Source organism: Streptomyces sp. B93, assembly GCF_018070565.1.
Classification (GTDB): domain Bacteria; phylum Actinomycetota; class Actinomycetes; order Streptomycetales; family Streptomycetaceae; genus Streptomyces.
In genome coordinates this window covers 1-18,247 of the sequence record NZ_JAGPXL010000030.1, presented here as the reverse complement: position 1 = coordinate 18,247, position 18,247 = coordinate 1, and the positions used below count along the sequence as shown (strand labels likewise).

The window sequence follows — 18,247 nt, the reverse complement described above, 5'->3', positions numbered from 1 at the left end:
ATCAGACTCCAGCGGGCGTACGGTCGGCGACGTCGGACAGATCGGCCGGGGAGGCCAGGTGCCCCAGCACCGCGGTGGCGGCCGCGACCTGCGGCGACACCAGGTGGGTACGGCCGCCCTTGCCCTGCCGCCCCTCGAAGTTGCGGTTGGAGGTGGACGCCGAGCGCTCACCGGGGGCGAGCTGGTCGGGGTTCATGCCCAGGCACATCGAGCAGCCGGCGTGCCGCCACTCGGCCCCGGCCTCCTTGAAGACCACGTCCAGACCCTCGGAGACGGCCTGGAGACCGACCCGCGCGGAGCCCGGGACGACCAGCATCCGTACGCCGTCGGCGACTTTGCGGCCGCGCAGGATCTCGGCGGCGGAGCGCAGGTCCTCGATGCGGCCGTTGGTGCAGGAACCTACGAAGACGGTGTCCACTCCGATGGACCGCAGCGGCTGCCCGGCGGTCAACCCCATGTACTCCAGGGCCTTTTCGGCGGCCAGGCGCTCCGAGGCGTCTTCGTACGAAGCCGGGTCGGGGACGGCGGCCGAAAGCGGCGCGCCCTGGCCGGGGTTGGTGCCCCAGGTGACGAACGGCGACAGCGCGGCGGCGTCGATGACGACCTCGGCGTCGAAGACGGCGTCGTCGTCGGTGCGCAGCGTCCGCCAGTACTCCACCGCGGCGTCCCAGTCGGCGCCCTCGGGGGCGTGCGGACGGCCCTCGAGGTACGCGAAGGTGGTGTCGTCGGGGGCGATCATGCCCGCGCGGGCACCGGCCTCGATGGACATGTTGCAGATGGTCATCCGGGCTTCCATCGAGAGCTTCTCGATGGCCGGGCCGCGGTACTCCAGGACGTAGCCCTGGCCGCCGCCGGTGCCGATCTTCGCGATGATCGCCAGGATCAGGTCCTTGGCGGTCACGCCCTCGGGCAGCTCGCCCTCGACGGTGATGGCCATGGTCTTCGGGCGGGCCATCGGCAGCGTCTGGGTGGCCAGCACGTGCTCGACCTGCGAGGTGCCGATGCCGAACGCCAGCGCGCCGAACGCGCCGTGCGTGGAGGTGTGCGAGTCGCCGCACACCACGGTGGTGCCGGGCTGGGTCAGGCCCAGCTGCGGACCCACGACGTGCACGACGCCCTGTTCGACGTCGCCGAGCGGGTGCAGCCGTACGCCGAACTCCGCGCAGTTCTTGCGCAGCGTCTCCAGCTGGGCGCGCGAGACCGGGTCGGCGATCGGCTTGTCGATGTCGAGGGTCGGGGTGTTGTGGTCCTCGGTCGCGATGGTCAGATCGAGACGGCGCACCTGGCGGCCGCTCTTGCGGAGCCCGTCGAAGGCCTGCGGGCTGGTCACCTCGTGCAGCAGGTGCAGATCGATGTAGAGGAGGTCGGGCTCGCCCTCGGCGCGCCGGACGACGTGGTCGTCCCAGACCTTCTCCGCGAGTGTCCTACCCATCGCTTTCCCTCCGGTCGGCCGTGGTGCGCCGACCCAACTAGAGACTGTGCGGTGACGGCGCCCGTGCCCCTGTCCGGGCATCCGCCGCCAGGCCCGCCACCGGGCGGGCCGCTGTGTCCGTCCAGAGTGGCGTGTTCCACGGAAAATTGAACTTGCGTTTCACAGAGTGAGACGCGAATATCGTTGCATGGACAACAGTAGCGGCGTCGGCGTTCTGGACAAGGCGGCCCTCGTCCTGAGCGCTCTGGAGTCCGGTCCGGCCACCCTCGCGGGTCTGGTCGGGGCCACCGGACTGGCACGACCCACGGCCCACCGCCTGGCCGTGGCCCTGGAACACCACCGCATGGTGGCGCGCGACATGCAGGGCCGGTTCATTCTCGGCCCGCGGCTGGCCGAACTCGCCGCGGCGGCGGGCGAGGACCGCCTGCTCGCGACCGCGGGCCCGGTGCTCACGCACCTGCGCGACGTCACGGGCGAGAGCGCGCAGCTCTACCGCCGCCAGGGCGACATGCGCATCTGTGTCGCCGCGGCCGAGCGGCTGTCCGGCCTGCGGGACACCGTCCCGGTCGGCTCGACGCTCACGATGAAGGCGGGTTCCTCCGCCCAGATTCTGCTCGCCTGGGAGGAGCCCGAGCGCCTGCACCGCGGCCTCCAGGGCGCCCGCTTCACGGCGACGGCCCTGTCCGGCGTACGACGCCGGGGCTGGGCCCAGTCGATCGGCGAGCGCGAGCCCGGCGTCGCCTCCGTCTCCGCGCCCGTGCGCGGCCCCTCGAACCGGGTGGTGGCCGCCGTGTCGGTCTCCGGTCCCATCGAGCGCCTCACCCGCCACCCCGGCCGTATGCACGCCCAGGCGGTCATCGACGCCGCGGGCCGCCTCTCGGAGGCCCTGCGCCGCACGGGCTGAAACCTTCAGCCGCACCCCGTCGGGAGAGAACCGGCCTCAACGCCGCGGCAGGTTCTCCCCGACGGAACCGGACGCGCCGCGGCCGGGCCCATCCCCTGTGACGCCGAACTCTTAGCGCCGTACACGGGGTTGCACGTGATAAGCGGGTACGACGAAGGGGTCCCCGCCGAAGCGGGGACCCCTTGCGATCTGTACCCCCGACCGGATTCGAACCGGCGCTACCGCCTTGAGAGGGCGGCGTGCTAGGCCGCTACACAACGGGGGCCTGGACACTGCGTTTCCGCAGGTCCGAGCTGGTCTACCTGGACTCGAACCAAGACTAACTGAACCAGAATCAGTCGTGCTGCCAATTACACCATAGACCAATGTGGTTTAGACCAGTCAGTACCCCCGACCGGATTCGAACCGGCGCTACCGCCTTGAGAGGGCGGCGTGCTAGGCCGCTACACAACGGGGGCCCTAGCGATCATCTCGTGAGAGATCACCGTACCCCCGACCGGATTCGAACCGGCGCTACTGCCTTGAGAGGGCAGCGTGCTAGGCCGCTACACAACGGGGGCTTGCGGATGAGATCCGCGGCGCAGATAAAGCTCTGCGAGCTGGCCTACCTGGACTCGAACCAAGACTAACTGAACCAGAATCAGTCGTGCTGCCAATTACACCATAGGCCACCGGAACGCAAGCCCCAGAGGGGATCTTGTTCTAGCTTTGCGCTGGGGGGCTCCGGCCTTGCGGCCCGCTCCCCGCGGCGCAGGAAGAACATTACCCGAAGGTGGACGGGGCTCCAAAACGAGTATCCCCGCCGAGCAGGGAGGGCAGTTCGGCGAGGGACGCGATCCGGTGCGGGCCGCCCGGCGGGACGACCGTGGCCGCCGCGCCCGCCCTGTCGATCCACACCGACAGCAGCCCGGCGTCGGCGGCCCCGCGGCCGTCGATCTCGGGGTGGTCGCCGACGTACGCCACCTCGCGCGGGGCGAGGCCGAGGGCGTCGCAGGCCGCCCGGAAGGCGGCGGCCTCGGGCTTGGAGACGCCGAGTTCGGCGGCGCACAGGATGGTCTCGAAGCGGTGGTGGACGCCGAGGACCCGCAGCTTGCGGTCCTGCACGGTCAGGCTGGAGTTGGACAGCACCGCGTGGCGGTGGCTGGCGGCGAGGGCGTCGAGGACCGGCAGGACGTCCGGGAACAGGGCCCAGGCGGCCTCGTAGTGGGCGAGGTAGCGCTCGAACCAGTCGTCGGCCTCGCTGTCCGTGAGGTCACGGCCGAGGAAGACCCGGGTGCGGTCCCGGCGCTGGGTCTCGAAGTCGACCTCGCCGGCCGCGAACCGGGCCCACTGGGCGTCGGTGATCTCCCTCCAGCGCACGAGGGTCCGCTCCACGGAGGTGTCCCCGTGGAGCAGGCCCTCGGTCACGAGATGGGCCCGCATGCCCTCGCGGTCGGCGGTGGTGTAGTCGAAGAGGGTGTCGTCGACGTCCCAGACGACGGCGTGGATGACCATGCACCGACGGTAGCGCGTCGACTCCCCCTTGTGTCAGCCCGTGAGCTTCGCGAGGGCCGCGTCGATCCTGGCCAGGGTGGTGTCCTTGCCGAGGATCTCCAGGGACTCGAAGAGCGGCAGGCCGACCGTGCGGCCGGTGACGGCGACCCGGACCGGGGCCTGGGCCTTGCCGAGCTTGAGGCCGTGGGCCTCACCGGCGGCCAGGACGGCCTCCTTCAGGGACTCGGCCGAGGCCCAGTCGGCGGCCTCCAGCCTCTCCCGGGCCGTGCGCAGCAGGGCGTCGGAGCCCTCCTTCATGGCCTTGGTCCAGCTGGGCTCGTCGAAGACCGGCTCCGGCAGGAACAGGAAGTCGACGTTGTCCGTGATCTCGGAGAGGACCTTCAGGCGGGTCTGCGCGTGCGGCGCGATCGCGTGCCACTTGGCCTCGTCGAAGTCCTCCAGCGCCCAGGGGGCGAAGGGGGCCCTCAGCCAGGGCTCACAGCGGGCCGTGAAGTCCTTCACGTCGAGCATGCGGATGTGGTCGCCGTTGATGGCCTCGCACTTCTTGAGGTCGAAGCGGGCCGGGTTGGGGTTGACGTCCGTGATGTCGAAGGCGGCGACCAGCTCGGCCGTGGTGAAGATGTCCTGGTCGGCGGAGAGGGACCAGCCGAGCAGGGAGAGGTAGTTGAGCAGGCCCTCGGGGAGGAAGCCGCGCTCGCGGTAGAGGTTGAGCGAGGCCTGCGGGTCGCGCTTGGAGAGCTTCTTGTTACCCTCGCCCATCACGTACGGCAGGTGGCCGAACCGGGGGATCTCCTTGGCGACGCCCAGCTCGATCAGCGCCTTGTAGAGGGCGATCTGGCGGGGGGTGGAGGAGAGCAGGTCCTCGCCTCGCAGGACGTGGGTGATCTCCATCAGGGCGTCGTCGACCGGGTTGACCAGGGTGTAGAGCGGGGCGCCGTTGGCGCGGACGATGCCGTAGTCCGGGACGTTCTCCGGGGTGAAGGTCAGCTCGCCGCGGACCAGGTCGGTGAAGGTGATCGTCTCGTCGGGCATCCGGAAGCGGACGATCGGGGTGCGGTCCTGGGCCTGGTACTCGGCGACCTGCTGGGCGGTGAGGTCACGGCAGTGGCCGTCGTAGCCGGAGGGCTTCCCGGCGGCGCGGGCGGCCTCGCGGCGGGCGTCCAGCTCGGCCTGCGAGCAGTAGCAGTAGTAAGCGTGTCCGGCCTCCAGCAGCTTGGACGCGACCTCCTTGTAGAGGTGCATGCGCTGCGACTGGCGGTACGGCGCGTGCGGGCCGCCGGTCTCGGGGCCCTCGTCCCAGTCGAGGCCCAGCCAGCGCATCGAGTCCAGGAGCTGCTCGTAGGACTCCTCGGAGTCGCGGGCCGCGTCGGTGTCCTCGATGCGGAAGACGAGCGTGCCCTGGTGGTGGCGCGCGAACGCCCAGTTGAACAGGGCGGTGCGGACCAGGCCCACATGCGGGTTACCGGTGGGCGAGGGGCAGAAACGGACGCGTACTGGTGCGCTAGCCACGCTTGACAACCTTGTTGGTGAGAGTGCCGATGCCTTCGATGCTGACGGAGACCTCGTCGCCGACAGCGAGCGGGCCGACGCCCGCGGGGGTGCCCGTGAGGATCACGTCGCCGGGGAGCAGCGTCATGGCCTCCGTGATGTTGGCGATCAGATCCTCGATGGGGTGGATCATCTCGCTGGTGCGGCCGAGCTGGCGCTGCTGCCCGTTGACGGTGAGCTGGATGGTGAGGTCCGCCGCGGTGGCGATCTCCATGTCCGTCTCCACCCAGGGGCCCAGCGGGCAGGAGGTGTCGAAGCCCTTGGCCCTGGCCCACTGCTTCTCGCGCCGCTGGACGTCGCGGGCGGTGATGTCGTTGGCGCAGGTGTAGCCGAGGATGACGTCCTTGACCCGTTCGCGGGGGACCTCGCGGCACATGCGGCCGATGACGACGGCCAGCTCGGCCTCGTGGTGCAGTTCCTCGGAGAAGGAGGGGTACTGGATCTCGTCGCCGGGGCCGATCACGGAGGTGGACGGCTTGAAGAAGGCGAACGGGGCGTCGGGCACCTCGTTGCCCAGTTCCCGGGCGTGCTCGGCGTAGTTGCGCCCGAAGGCGACGATCTTGTTGGGCAGCACCGGGGGCAGCAGCCGGACCTTGTTCAGCGGCACCTTCGTGCCGGAGAGTTCGAAGTCGGCGAACGGGATGCCCTTGATGATGTCGAGGACGAGTTCGTCCGGCTTCTCGCCCTCGACCGCGCCGAAGGCGACGTTCCCGTCGATGGAGAACCTGGCGATGCGCACGGGTTGCTTGGCCCCTTGACTGAGCTGGCTGGAGTCTGACGCCTCAGGCTATCGCCCGCAAAGGGCGGGCGCCTCGCGCGATACGCGCGAGGCGCCCGGTCGGCCGTGTGACGGCCCCGTGTGCTAGGACTGCCTGCGGCTACCGCGCCGCCGCGACCGTCTCGGGGTCGTCCATCAGGACGGTGCGCCGGGGGTTGGCCGTCTGGGCGGGGAGTTCGACGGAGTGCTCCTGCTGGACCGGCGTCCGAAGTTCGCCGACGTCCTTCAGGTGCGCCAGCGTGGTGCGTCGCGGGTTGGCGGTGGTGCGGAACATCGTCGTCGTCTTCACGGTTGTACGGGACCTTGTCGTGTACGGGGCGCGAGGGGCGCCGGTTGGCAGAACGGTGCCTCTTGTAAAGCGTCAGGCTAAACATCCCGTTCCCCAGCGAAGGCAGGAAGTTCTCGCGGTTTCGGTGTGAGTTTGCTCACGCTCCCGCAACCAAACCGGTCAATTCAGGCGCCTACGCCATACCGGCGAAAGGGACAATAGCCACCTGAACCCAACATTCCGCTCCTGATCATGGCGACTGGGACAGGTGATCCACCCCAGCGACTCGTGGCGATACGCCCGGTATAAGCCCGACCTCCGTCTACCGGTCGTAGTTCGGCACTCACAAGCAGTCACGTAGGTCACAGCCTGACCAACTGGCCTTGTTGGAGATCCGGCACTGTGCTGGAATTCCACGGACCGCCGCGGGATCGAGCCGGCGCGCAGGGGGCGCGAAACAGCGCCGAGTGGCGGCGAGATTGGGGGAACCAGCGCCGGTCACTCACGACCATCCGGGAACGTATTCAGGGCGTTCCCGACGACGCCGACACCGTCCTTCCGTTCACGCGGAGGGGCGCCTGGTCCAGAGGTTGCGACGCTAGTGCAGGGACGTTTCAAGAGGGATGGCAGTGCTCCGGCGGAGCCGGAGCCGCATGGCGGGACTGGCCCCATGGCCGGCAGCTCCTCGCCCCAGCACGCCCAGAACCCGGGCCCGGCCCCGTCCGGTGACGGCGGCGCCCGCACTGGGCGTCCCGGCGCGCCCGCAGCGCCGGAGACCCCGGCTCCGGCCCCGAAGGCGCCGCAGGGACCGACGGGCCCCGGCCCGCGAATAGCCCTGCGCAACTGGCGCATCTCGACCCGACTGGTCTCGCTGCTCGCCCTGCCGGTGGTCGCGGCCACCTCGCTGGGCGCGCTGCGCATCAACCAGTCCATGGACGACATCCAGCAGCTCGACAACATGAAGCTGCTGACGGACATGACCCAGCAGGCCACCGAGCTGGCCGCCGCGCTCCAGGAGGAGCGCGACAACTCCGCCGGACCACTGGCGCACGGCTCGACCACCAGCGCCGTCCTCGTCAAGGGCTACCGGGACAAGACCGACCGGGCCCTGGACAACTTCCTCACCGCCTCCGAGGAGGTCGACGCCGCCAGCAAGGAGGGCAACCTCCAGGGCGTCCGCGACAGCCTCGTGGGTCTGGCGAGCGACCTGAACGGCCTCAACAAGATCCGCAACACGGCGTACGAGGCCGAGGACAACTCGACCCAGACGGTGGAGGCGTACCACCGGCTCATCACCCACCTGCTGGACCTCTCCCAGGACATGGCCGAGGCGACCAGCAACCCGGAGATGATCCAGCGCACCCGCTCGCTGGCGGCGTTCTCCTCCGCCAAGGAGTACGCGTCCGTGCAGCGCGCGGTGCTCGCCGCGGCGCTGCCCGCGAGCAACACCACCTTCGGCGACCTCTCCGAGAACGACCGGCTGTACGCCGAGGCCGCGCTCCAGAGCCAGGCCTCCGAACTGCGCACCTTCACCAGCATCTACGGCGACGGCACCGAGGACCTGCTGCGGCCCATCGACCAGGGCAACGCGATCATCGAGGCCACCGACCTCTACGCCAAGCGCGCGCTGAGCGGCGCGGACGGCCTCCAGGGCCTGGAGAAGCGGTCCTACCGCGACTGGCTGGACGACAGCTCCACCAAGATCCAGCAGATGAAGAACATCGAGCGCCGTCTGCTCGAGGAGATGGAGCAGAAGGCCCGCGAACTCCGCAAGGAGTCCGAGCAGGAAGCCATCATCTCCGGTGCGCTGATCCTGATCGTGCTCGGTGTGTCGCTGGTCGGCGCCTTCGTCGTGGCCCGGTCCATGATCCGCTCGCTGCGCCGCCTGGAGGACACGGCCACCAAGGTCGCCCAGGAACGCCTGCCCGAGCTGGTCAAGCAGCTCTCCGAGACCGACCCGCAGGACGTCGACACCTCGGTGCAGTCGGTCGGTGTGCACTCCCGGGACGAGATCGGCCGAGTGGCCGCGGCCTTCGACGACGTGCACCGCGAGGCGGTCCGCCTCGCCGCCGAGCAGGCCCTGCTGCGGGGCAACGTCAACGCGATGTTCACCAACCTCTCACGCCGCTCCCAGGGTCTGATCCAGCGCCAGCTGTCGCTCATCTCCGAGCTGGAGTCCCGCGAGGCCGACCCGGACCAGCTGGCGTCGCTGTTCAAGCTGGACCACCTCGCCACCCGTATGCGCCGGAACGGCGAGAACCTCCTCGTCCTCGCCGGTGAGGAGCCCGGCCGCCGCTGGACCCGCCCGGTCCCGCTGGTCGACGTGCTCCGCGCCGCCGCGTCCGAGGTGGAGCAGTACGAGCGCATCGAACTCGCGGCCGTGCCGACCACCCAGGTCGCCGGCCGGGTCGTCAACGACCTCGTGCACCTGCTCGCCGAGCTGCTGGAGAACGCCACCTCGTTCTCCTCCCCGCAGACCAAGGTCAAGGTCACCGGTCACGCCCTGCCCGACGGCCGGGTGCTGATCGAGATCCACGACACCGGCATCGGTCTGTCGCCGGAGGACCTGGCCGCGATCAACGAGCGGCTCGCCTCGCCGCCCACCGTGGACGTCTCGGTCTCCCGCCGCATGGGTCTGTTCGTGGTCGGTCGTCTGTCGCAGCGCCACGGCATCCGCATCCAGCTGCGCCCCTCCGACTCCGGCGGTACGACCGCGCTGGTCATGCTGCCCGTCGACGTCGCCCAGGGCGGCAGCAAGCCGCAGCCCAAGCAGGGCCAGGGCGCCGGTGGTCCCGGCGGTGGCGGTTCGGCCGCCGCCGCGGCCTCCGCGGGTGTCGCCGCGGCGCGCCGCAACGCCGGTGCCGTGGGCTCCGGCGCCGGTGCGGGCGGTGGCCTGCTCGGTGCCGGTCAGGGTCCGCGGGCCGCGCTGCCCGGCGCGGGCGGCCGTCCCGGGGCGCCCGGTGGGGCGCGGGGTCCGCAGGGCGGACCGGGTCGTCCGGCTCCGGCGGGCGCGGGCGGTGGCTTCGGTCAGCCGTCCCAGGCGGCGCCGCAGGGCCAGCAGGACGCCTTCGGCGGCGTACCGCCGCAGCGCGACAACCAGAACCAGGGCGGGCGCGCCGCCCGGCGTGGCCAGCAGCAGGACCAGCAGCCCCAGCTGCCGCCGCGCGGTGGCGCGCGGGCCGAGCTGCCGGGCGGCAACAACCAGCAGCCCCGGCCGAGCTGGAGCGAGGAGAACGCGCAGCCGTCGGTGCCGCGCGCCTCGCTGGACGCCCCGCGCGGCCATGACGAGCCGAACGTCCCGCACAACCCCCGGGCGCCGCGCTTCGACGACCGCCAGGGCCCCGGTTCGACCTCCGAGTTCCCGCGGTTCGACGACCGTCAGGCCCCGCCGGCGCCGGAGTTCCCGCGGATGGACGACCGTCAGGGCCCGGCCGCGACGTCGGAGTTCCCGCGGGTCGACGACCGCCAGGGCCCGGGCTCGACCTCCGAGTTCGCCCGCCCGGACTTCAACGCCCCGCAGTCCGGCGCGAACGGCATGAACGGCAGGCAGGACACGGGCCAGTTCCCCCGCCCGGCCGACATGCAGGCCCGGCACCAGGGCGGCCAGGACGCCACCGACCCGTTCCGGCGGGCCGACCTGTTCGGCGACCCGTCCAGCACCGGCCAGTTCGCCGCGCCGCAGGCGCCGCAGGGCTACGACCCCGCCTCCACGGGCCAGTTCCAGGCCCCGCAGGGCTACGACAACGGTCCCACGGGCCAGCACCGGCTGCCCGACCGCCAGACCCCCTCGAACCCCGCCCCCACCGGTCAGTTCGAGCGGCCGCAGCAGGGTGGCGCCGGGTCCGACTTCGGCGCGCAGCGTCCGTCGGCCCCCCAGCGTCCCCCGCAGCAGCGTCCCACCCGTCCCGAGCCGGAGGCCCTGCCGCCGGCGCCGGGTGCCGGGGACGGACGTACCCCCCTGTACGACACGTTGGAGACCAACTGGTTCCACGGCCAGCGCGGCGGTCAGCAGAGCAACGGCTCGGCTCCCGCCCCGCAGCAGCCGCAGACCCCGCCGGCTCCCCAGCGTTCCACCGCCGCCTGGCGCAGCTCGCCGAACGACGACCTCGTACGGCAGGCAGAGCGCGTACGGCAGCCCGCCGCGGGCGGTGTCACCACCTCCGGCCTGCCGCGCCGGGTGCCCAGGGCGAACCTCGTCCCGGGCACGGCTCAGCAGCAACAGCACCAGAGTGGTCCGCAGGTCTCGCGCGCTCCTTCGGACGTGCGCGGCCGGCTGACCAATCTCCGTCGGGGCATCGCCCAGGGACGCCAGGCCGGATCCGGCCAGACGGGCAGCTTCCCCAGCCCCACTCACCAGCAGGAGCGTTAGTTGAGCCCGATGAGCCAGGCGGCACAGAACCTGAACTGGTTGATCACGAATTTCGTGGACAACACCCCCGGGGTGTCCCACACCGTCGTCGTGTCCGCCGACGGCCTTCTGCTGGCGCTGTCGGAGGGGTTCCCCCGCGACCGTGCCGACCAGCTGGCGGCCGTCGCGTCCGGACTGACCTCGCTGACGGCAGGGGCGTCCCGCATCTTCGAGGGCGGCACGGTGGCGCAGACCGTCGTCGAGATGGAACGGGGATTCCTCTTCCTCATGTCCATCTCGGACGGCTCGTCCCTCGCCGTCCTCTCGCACCCGGAGTGCGACATCGGCCTGGTCGGTTACGAGATGGCCCTGCTCGTCGACCGTGCGGGCGCGGTACTCACCCCCGACCTGCGTGCCGAACTACAAGGCAGTCTGCTTCACTGACCGGCCCCGGATCCACCCGTCTCACCAAATCACCGTCCGGCCGCCACAATCCCCCCACCGGCCCCGTCCGACGGCTCGACTGACCGACTTGCTGTCCCGCCCGGAGGATTCATGACCCCGCCCACCGCCTCTCATGATCCGTACTCAGATCCGTACGGGGACGAGGGCGACCAGCCGCTGGTCCGTCCCTATGCGATGACCGGCGGCCGGACCCGGCCGCGCTACCAGCTCGCCATCGAGGCGCTGATCAGCACCACGGCCGACCCGGCAGCGCTGATGGGACTCCTTCCGGAGCACCAGCGCATCTGCCATCTCTGCCGTGAGGTGAAGTCGGTCGCCGAGGTGTCGGCACTGCTGGCCATGCCGCTGGGTGTGGCCCGGATCCTGGTCGCCGACCTGGCGGAGGCCGGACTCGTCGCCATCCATCAGCCAGGCGGCGACGAAACCACCGGTGCGCCGGACGTGACACTGCTCGAAAGGGTGCTCAGTGGACTTCGCAAGCTCTAGCGGCGGGCAGGTTGCCGCCTCCCGCTCCACCACCTCCGCGAAGATCGTGGTGGCGGGCGGCTTCGGCGTGGGCAAGACCACGTTCGTCGGGGCCGTCTCGGAGATCAACCCGCTGCGCACGGAGGCCGTCATGACGTCCGCCAGCGCGGGCATCGACGACCTGACCCACACCGGGGACAAGACCACCACCACGGTGGCCATGGACTTCGGCCGTATCACCCTGGACCAGGACCTGATCCTGTACCTCTTCGGTACGCCCGGCCAGGACCGCTTCTGGTTCATGTGGGACGACCTGGTGCGCGGCGCGATCGGCGCGGTCGTGCTGGTCGACACCCGGCGGCTGGCGGACTGCTTCCCCGCGGTGGACTACTTCGAGAACAGCGGACTGCCGTTCGTCGTCGCCCTCAACGGCTTCGACGGCCACCAGCCGTACACGCCGGAGGAGGTCCGCGAGGCGCTCCAGATCGGGCCCGACGCCCCGATCATCACCACCGATGCCCGGCACCGGTCGGACGCCAAGTCCGCGCTGATCACCCTGGTCGAGCACGCACTCATGGCCCGCCTGCGGTAGCACCCCAAGTGATCAGTTGTCTACGGCAGTTGTCGTAGACCCACCGGAGCCGGCTGTGGCCTTTGACACGGCCGGCTCCGGTGTTCATAACGTTTCGGCAGAGGAATGGGCTGATGCCACCACGCGTCGCGGTCGGCCGGTGTCGCTGCGCGCACAAAAGCCCCGTCTTTTGCCGGGGCTCGTTCTTTATGACCGTTTTATCTGGTGCTTACATCGTGGGTAACCATCGCTTTCCCATGTTTGGAAGAGCACTGGTTGACGTGCTGGAATGCCTGAACTGCCCAATAGTCAAAGACGTACTCCATGGTCGATGACGCACTGGGCTCTGAGACACTGCGGCACAACGTTGGTGCCCGCCGCCGAGAGGTTGTTGGTCGAGTGAGGCGAAGCAAGAACGGTCCCGAGCCGCCCACGCGGGGCAACTTCACCCCGCCGCCGCGCGGAGCGGCGCCCGCCCCCGTGCCGAGCCCGGAACCGACGGCCGCGCCCGCGCCGAGCGGTGGCCGTCTCTCGCCGCGCAACTGGCGGGTGCCGACCCGGCTGAACGCCATCCTGCTCATACCCGTCCTCGTCGGGCTGGTCATGGGCGGCTTCCAGGTGAAGAGTTCCATCGACACCTGGCAGGAGGCCGAGGACGCGAAGAAGACCGCCCGGCTGGTGCAGGCCGCCCTGACGTACGCCGACGCGCTCTACACCGAACGCGATGTGACCGCCGCCCCGCTGCTGCTCCAGAGCAAGAGCGAGGAGGACCAGGCGACCGTCACCCAGGCCCGCGCCAAGACCGACGACGCCGCCGACGCCTTCGACCTGGCCGCCCAGGACATGCCGGGCAAGGCCGGCCTCGAACGCCGTCTGAAGCTGTTCCGGGAGGCCGAGACCACCCTCCCGACCCTGCGGCAGGGCGCCTACGTCTCCCCCAAGCTCACCGGTGTGATGACCGAGGAGGGCTACCTCAACGTCGCCCACCCGCTGCTGGAGTTCGCCAACGAACTCGGCCTCGGCACCGGAAACATCACCAGCTACGGCCGTACCGTCTACGCGATCTCGCTGACCAAGGCCGCGCTGTCGCTTGAGCGGTCCATCGGTATGCACCTGCTGGTCAAGCCGGGCCCCGGTGAGGGCAGCCTGGCCAGCCAGAAGGTGGCGCTCACCTCGTACGCCTACCTCGAGCGCATCGCCATCGAGGAGTACAGGGGCGGTGGCACCGAGGCCGACGTGCGCAGGCTGGACGAGCTCCAGGAGCAGATCACGGCCGACGCCAAGGAGCAGGCCAAGGAAGCCCTGGCGCAGAACCCGGACTACCAGGCACCGCCGTCCGACCCGTCCAAGATGGTCGCCGCCGTCGCGGGCCTGAAGACCACCGACCCCGCCGAGCGGGCCGCGCTGGGCGAGCAGGGCGTCACACCGGAGAACTGGTGGGCGGTCAACACCCTCAAGTACGACGCCTACCGCACGATCGAGTCCGACATGGCCGACGCCGCGGTGACCGAGGCCTCCGGCATCGCCGACGACGCCAAGCGGGACGCCTTCATCACGGGTGCCGCCGTGGTCATCGCGCTGCTCGCCGCGTTCATCCTGGCCGGCATGGTGGCCCGCCAGATGAGCCGCTCGATGCGCCAGCTGCGCAACGCCGCCTTCGGCATCGCCGAGCAGCGCCTGCCGATGCTGGTCGACCAGCTCTCCCGGACCGACCCGGGCCGTGTGGACACCCGCGTCCAGCCGATCCCGATCACCACCCGGGACGAGATCGGCGAGGTCGCCCGCGCCTTCGACCAGGTCCACCGCGAGGCCGTCCGGCTCGCCGCCGAGCAGGCCCTGCTGCGGGGCAACATCAACGCGATCTTCACCAACCTCTCGCGCCGCAACCAGTCGCTGATCGAGGGCCAGCTGACCCTCATCACCGACCTGGAGAACAACGAGGCCGACCCGGACCAGCTGGAGAACCTCTTCCGCCTGGACCACCTGGCGACCCGTATGCGCCGCAACGGCGAGAACCTCCTCGTCCTCGCGGGCGAGGAGCCCGGCCGCCGCTGGGACCAGCCGGTGCCGCTGGTCGACGTGCTGCGCGCCGCCTCCTCCGAGGTGGAGCAGTACGAGCGCATCGAACTGTCCGGTGTGCCGGAGGCCGACATCCACGGCCGCGCCGTGACCGACCTCGTGCACCTGCTGGCCGAGCTGCTGGAGAACGCCACCACGTTCTCCTCCCCGCAGACCAAGGTCCGGGTCACCGCGACCCGGCTCCCCGACGGCCGCGTGATGATCGAGATCCACGACAAGGGCATCGGCCTGACCGCCGAGGACTTCGCGGACATCAACCACAAGCTGGCCAACCCGCCGACCGTGGACGCCGCGATCTCCCAGCGCATGGGCCTGTTCGTGGTCGGCCGGCTGTCCGACCGGCACGGCATCCGGGTCCAGCTGCGCCCCTCGGGCGAGCAGGCCGGAACCACCTCGCTGGTCATGCTCCCGGACGCGATCACGCACGGCGGCGGTGGCGAACAGCCGCTGGAGCGCGAGGAGTTCACCGTCTCGCAGATCATCCCGGAGCAGGAGTTCCAGGGTGAGAACTTCGGCGGCGGGCCCCAGCAGCAGCCGATGCGTACGGCCGCGGAACTCGGCTTCGACGACAGCCGCTACACCGAGGTACCGGACGACATCCGCGAGCTGGACCCGGTCGGCCGCTCCCTGATGCGCGAGGAGCGCCGCGCGGCCCTGGAGGCCCAGACCCACCAGCCCCAGCAGAACCCGGAGACGGCCGCCTACGCGGACGGTTTCCAGGAGGGCCAGCCGTCCTACGACGACGGCGGTAGCGGCTACCCCGAGCAGTCGGCGTACGCACAGCAGAACGCGTACGAGGAGCCGCAGCAGCAGTCGTACGACGAGCAGTACTACGGCCGTGACAACGGGATGCCGCAGAACGACGGATTCTCCTCGAACGACGGTTTCCCGGCGAACGACGGCTTCCCCACCAACGGCGGCTACCCCGACTCCGGCTATGCGGAGGCCGTCCAGGACGACTCCCAGGCCGTGCCCAGCGCCGCCGCGGACGGCTTCGCGCCCTACGAGGGGCAGTCCTACCAGCAGGACTGGCAGCAGTCGGACGGTTACCGCAACGGCTACCCGGACGGGTACGCTCCGGAAGCGGAATCCGTACGGGCCGCTGACGCGACCGAGCGGGACAGCGTAGGCTTCGACCGTCCGGGAGCGGACCAGTCCGCGGGCCATGAGCTGACCGACGCCGGGCTTCCCCGCCGTGGATCCACCGCGAGCGGCGCGGGCACGGAACGGCGCTCGGCCCCGACGGCACCGGCCTCCACCTCGGCCAACACCGAAGAGGGCTGGCGCTCGGCCAACGACGAGCGCTGGCAGCAGGCCTCACGCCTGAAGAAGCCCAAGGCCGGCGGAGTGACCTCCTCCGGTCTGCCCCGCCGGGTGCCCAAGGCCAATCTGGTCGAGGGTGCCGCGGAGACGACTCCGCAGGGCGGCCCCCAGGTCTCCCGCGCCCCCGAGGACGTCCGGGGCAGGTTGAGCAACCTGCGCCGGGGGGTCCAGCGGGGACGTAGCGCAGGAAGTGAAACGAACGGCCAGGGCTTCGGTCCTGACAGCACCTACAACCAGGAGCGTTAGTGTGAGCCCGATGAGCCAGGCGGCACAGAACCTGAACTGGTTGATCACCAACTTCGTGGACAACACCCCCGGTGTGTCCCACACGGTGGTGGTCTCCGCCGACGGACTCCTTCTGGCGATGTCCGAAGGCTTTCCCCGCGACCGCGCCGACCAGCTCGCGGCCGTCGCCTCCGGTCTGACCTCGCTGACCGCGGGTGCCTCGCGCATCTTCGAGGGCGGCAGCGTGAACCAGACGGTTGTGGAGATGGAGCGGGGATTCCTCTTCATCATGTCCATCTCCGACGGTTCCTCGCTCGCGGTTCTGGCGCACCCCGAAGCGGACATCGGTCTCATTGGGTACGAGATGGCCCTTCTGGTGGACCGAGCGGGCACGGTCCTGACCCCGGATCTCCGTGCGGAGCTCCAGGGGAGCCTTCTCAACTAACAGACAGACGGTGCGTTTTCGCGTCCCGTGGCCGTAAGGTTTCGGGACGCGGCTCCACAGGGATGGGTGCCCGGCGCAGTCGGAGGAGGAGAGAAAGTGGCAACACCCCCAGGCGGTTCATCATCGGGCAACTGGTCGTACGGCCCTGCCCAGGGCCAGAACGACGGTTCCCAGAACCGGTACGACTTCCCCTCCACCCCGAACCACCGGCAGCCGTACACGCCGCAGGGCCCCGGCCCCGGCCACTACGACCAGCCGAACGCACCGCGCATCCAGCCCGTGCAGCCGCAGCGCCGCACCCCTGAGCCGGCGCCCGCCGGGGCGTCGAACAACCCCCTGGTGCGCCCGTACGCCATGACGGGCGGCCGCACCAGGCCCCGCTACCAGCTCGCCATCGAGGCGCTGGTGCACACCACAGCGCAGCCGCACCAGATGCAGGGCCAGCTGCCCGAGCATCAGCGGATCTGCAACCTCTGCCGCGAGATCAAGTCGGTGGCGGAAATCTCCGCCCTCCTGACGATCCCTCTCGGCGTGGCCAGGATCCTCGTCGCCGACTTGGCGGAGGCGGGACTGGTCGCCATCCATCAGCCCGGCGGCGACGAGAGCGCCGGCGGCCAGCCAGACGTGACACTGCTCGAAAGGGTGCTCAGTGGACTTCGCAAGCTCTAGCGGCGGTCCTTCCCGCTCCACCACCTCGGCGAAGATCGTGGTGGCGGGTGGCTTCGGCGTGGGCAAGACCACGTTCGTCGGGGCCGTTTCGGAGATCAACCCGCTGCGCACAGAGGCCGTCATGACGTCCGCTTCGGCAGGCATCGACGATCTCACCCACACCGGAGACAAGACGACCACGACGGTCGCCATGGACTTCGGCCGTATCACCCTGGACCAGGACCTGATCCTGTACCTCTTCGGTACGCCCGGCCAGGACCGTTTCTGGTTCATGTGGGACGACCTGGTGCGCGGCGCGATCGGCGCGGTGGTCCTGGTGGACACCAGGCGCCTCGCCGACTGCTTCCCCGCGGTGGACTACTTCGAGAACAGCGGACTGCCGTTCGTGATCGCCCTGAACGGGTTCGACGGGCAGCAGCCCTATCAGCCGGAAGAGGTGCGGGAGGCGCTTCAGATCGGGCCTGATACGCCGATCATCACGACGGACGCGCGGCATCGGGCCGATGCGAAGTCGACGCTGATCACGCTTGTTGAGCATGCGCTCATGGCGCGGTTGCGGTAGGTCTGCTGCGGCTACTGGGCTGCCCCGGGCGGTATTGTCGCCGGCTGCGGGCAGTCCGTGGCTTGTCGCGCAGTTCCCCGCGCCCCTGAAAGCGGGTAAGTCGAAGGGCCCCTCTCCAGGAGAGGGGCCCTTCTGCATGTCTCTGTGTCAGCGCCAGCTGTGGGGGGCTCGGAAGCCGTTCTCGCGTTCCAGGCGGCGCCAGCCCGCCTTGACGCGGCCTCGGTGGGTGGCGGTGGGAGCGGCGCTGTGGGCGGCGGCGCGGGCCAGGAGGATGGCCGTGATGGCGGCGACTTCCTCGGGCTCGGCGTGGCCCTTCTCGACGCGGATGTCAGGGGCGTTCATAGGTGTCAGTCTCCGGGAGAGAGAGGTCCGAGAGGTTGCCGTGCTGGGAACGTCCGGTTACTGCGGGGGGTTGCCGTGCTTGCGGGAGGGCAGGTCGGCGTGCTTGGTGTGGAGCATCGCGAGGGAGCGGATGAGTACCTCGCGGGTCTCGGCGGGGTCGATGACGTCGTCGACCAGACCGCGCTCCGCCGCGTAGTAGGGGTGCATCAGCTCGGACTTGTACTCCTTGACCATCTTGTCGCGCATCGCCTCCGGGTCCTCGGCCTCGGCGATCTGACGGCGGAAGATGACACCCGCGGCACCCTCGGCGCCCATCACGGCGATCTCGT

The 18,247-nt window shown here is 70.3% G+C and carries 16 protein-coding genes and 5 tRNA genes; 9 read left to right on the top strand and 12 right to left on the bottom strand.

Annotated features, from left to right (window positions below):
• Position 1: 1 nt before the first annotated feature.
• A complete protein-coding gene (gene leuC / locus KBY47_RS24910) occupies positions 2-1,432 on the bottom strand; it encodes a 3-isopropylmalate dehydratase large subunit (RefSeq protein WP_210924421.1) in 1,431 nt (476 codons plus the stop codon).
• Positions 1,433-1,619: 187 nt separating this feature from the next.
• Here leuC and ndgR point away from each other — a divergent pair, with 187 nt between their 5' ends.
• Positions 1,620-2,336 (top strand): IclR family transcriptional regulator NdgR, encoded by a 717-nt coding sequence (gene ndgR / locus KBY47_RS24905; RefSeq protein WP_010044585.1) that lies wholly within the window; start codon positions 1,620-1,622, stop codon positions 2,334-2,336.
• 192 nt (positions 2,337-2,528) lie between these two features.
• Here the strand turns inward: ndgR and KBY47_RS24900 are convergent.
• The 9 genes from KBY47_RS24900 to KBY47_RS24860 form a co-directional block, all read right to left on the bottom strand.
• A tRNA-Glu gene (locus KBY47_RS24900) sits at positions 2,529-2,601 on the bottom strand.
• 28 nt (positions 2,602-2,629) lie between these two features.
• Positions 2,630-2,701: transfer RNA gene (locus KBY47_RS24895), tRNA-Gln, on the bottom strand.
• Positions 2,702-2,721: 20 nt separating this feature from the next.
• Positions 2,722-2,794: transfer RNA gene (locus tag KBY47_RS24890), tRNA-Glu, on the bottom strand.
• 29 nt (positions 2,795-2,823) lie between these two features.
• Positions 2,824-2,896: transfer RNA gene (locus KBY47_RS24885), tRNA-Glu, on the bottom strand.
• Between the two features lie 39 nt (positions 2,897-2,935).
• Positions 2,936-3,007, bottom strand: a tRNA-Gln gene (locus KBY47_RS24880).
• A gap of 91 nt (positions 3,008-3,098) precedes the next feature.
• A complete protein-coding gene (locus KBY47_RS24875; protein ID WP_210924419.1) occupies positions 3,099-3,830 on the bottom strand; it encodes an HAD family hydrolase in 732 nt (243 codons plus the stop codon).
• 33 nt (positions 3,831-3,863) lie between these two features.
• Positions 3,864-5,348, bottom strand: coding sequence for a glutamate--tRNA ligase (gltX, locus tag KBY47_RS24870; RefSeq protein ID WP_210924417.1), 1,485 nt, complete (start codon positions 5,346-5,348; stop codon positions 3,864-3,866).
• The gene (locus tag KBY47_RS24865) at positions 5,332-6,117 is read right to left on the bottom strand and encodes a fumarylacetoacetate hydrolase family protein (RefSeq protein WP_210924415.1); all 786 of its coding nucleotides are present in this window, start codon (positions 6,115-6,117) and stop codon (positions 5,332-5,334) included. The genes gltX and KBY47_RS24865 overlap by 17 nt, the downstream gene beginning before the upstream one ends.
• Before the next feature lie 139 nt (positions 6,118-6,256).
• Positions 6,257-6,445 (bottom strand): hypothetical protein, encoded by a 189-nt coding sequence (locus KBY47_RS24860; protein ID WP_210924413.1) that lies wholly within the window; start codon positions 6,443-6,445, stop codon positions 6,257-6,259.
• 580 nt (positions 6,446-7,025) lie between these two features.
• On the opposite strand from KBY47_RS24860, the gene KBY47_RS24855 reads away from it, so the two are divergent.
• The 8 genes from KBY47_RS24855 to KBY47_RS24820 all read left to right on the top strand — a co-directional run bounded on the left by KBY47_RS24855 (position 7,026) and on the right by KBY47_RS24820 (position 17,576).
• Positions 7,026-10,793 (top strand): nitrate- and nitrite sensing domain-containing protein, encoded by a 3,768-nt coding sequence (locus KBY47_RS24855; protein ID WP_210924410.1) that lies wholly within the window; start codon positions 7,026-7,028, stop codon positions 10,791-10,793.
• A gap of 9 nt (positions 10,794-10,802) precedes the next feature.
• A complete protein-coding gene (locus KBY47_RS24850; protein WP_037764993.1) occupies positions 10,803-11,216 on the top strand; it encodes a roadblock/LC7 domain-containing protein in 414 nt (137 codons plus the stop codon).
• 111 nt (positions 11,217-11,327) lie between these two features.
• Positions 11,328-11,723, top strand: a complete 396-nt coding sequence (locus KBY47_RS24845) for a DUF742 domain-containing protein (protein ID WP_210924408.1) — start codon at positions 11,328-11,330, stop codon at positions 11,721-11,723.
• Complete coding sequence (locus tag KBY47_RS24840) at positions 11,704-12,294, top strand: ATP/GTP-binding protein (protein ID WP_210924405.1); 591 nt, start codon at positions 11,704-11,706, stop codon at positions 12,292-12,294. Before KBY47_RS24845 ends, KBY47_RS24840 begins: the two co-directional genes overlap by 20 nt.
• A gap of 378 nt (positions 12,295-12,672) precedes the next feature.
• Positions 12,673-15,921: a nitrate- and nitrite sensing domain-containing protein gene (locus KBY47_RS24835; RefSeq protein WP_210924403.1), complete on the top strand. Its 3,249-nt coding sequence runs from the start codon at positions 12,673-12,675 to the stop codon at positions 15,919-15,921.
• 10 nt (positions 15,922-15,931) lie between these two features.
• Positions 15,932-16,345 carry a roadblock/LC7 domain-containing protein gene (locus KBY47_RS24830; protein WP_004983065.1) on the top strand — a complete coding sequence of 138 codons (414 nt, stop codon included), beginning with the start codon at positions 15,932-15,934 and terminating at the stop codon, positions 16,343-16,345.
• 96 nt (positions 16,346-16,441) lie between these two features.
• Positions 16,442-17,014 (top strand): DUF742 domain-containing protein, encoded by a 573-nt coding sequence (locus KBY47_RS24825; protein WP_210924401.1) that lies wholly within the window; start codon positions 16,442-16,444, stop codon positions 17,012-17,014.
• Positions 16,995-17,576 (top strand): ATP/GTP-binding protein, encoded by a 582-nt coding sequence (locus KBY47_RS24820; protein ID WP_159535964.1) that lies wholly within the window; start codon positions 16,995-16,997, stop codon positions 17,574-17,576. Before KBY47_RS24825 ends, KBY47_RS24820 begins: the two co-directional genes overlap by 20 nt.
• A gap of 147 nt (positions 17,577-17,723) precedes the next feature.
• Here the strand turns inward: KBY47_RS24820 and KBY47_RS24815 are convergent, their stop codons facing one another.
• Positions 17,724-17,918, bottom strand: a complete 195-nt coding sequence (locus KBY47_RS24815; protein ID WP_210924399.1) for an acyl-CoA carboxylase subunit epsilon — start codon at positions 17,916-17,918, stop codon at positions 17,724-17,726.
• A gap of 57 nt (positions 17,919-17,975) precedes the next feature.
• A partial coding sequence (locus tag KBY47_RS24810) for a carboxyl transferase domain-containing protein (RefSeq protein WP_282108445.1) occupies positions 17,976-18,247 on the bottom strand: 272 nt, incomplete at its 5' end.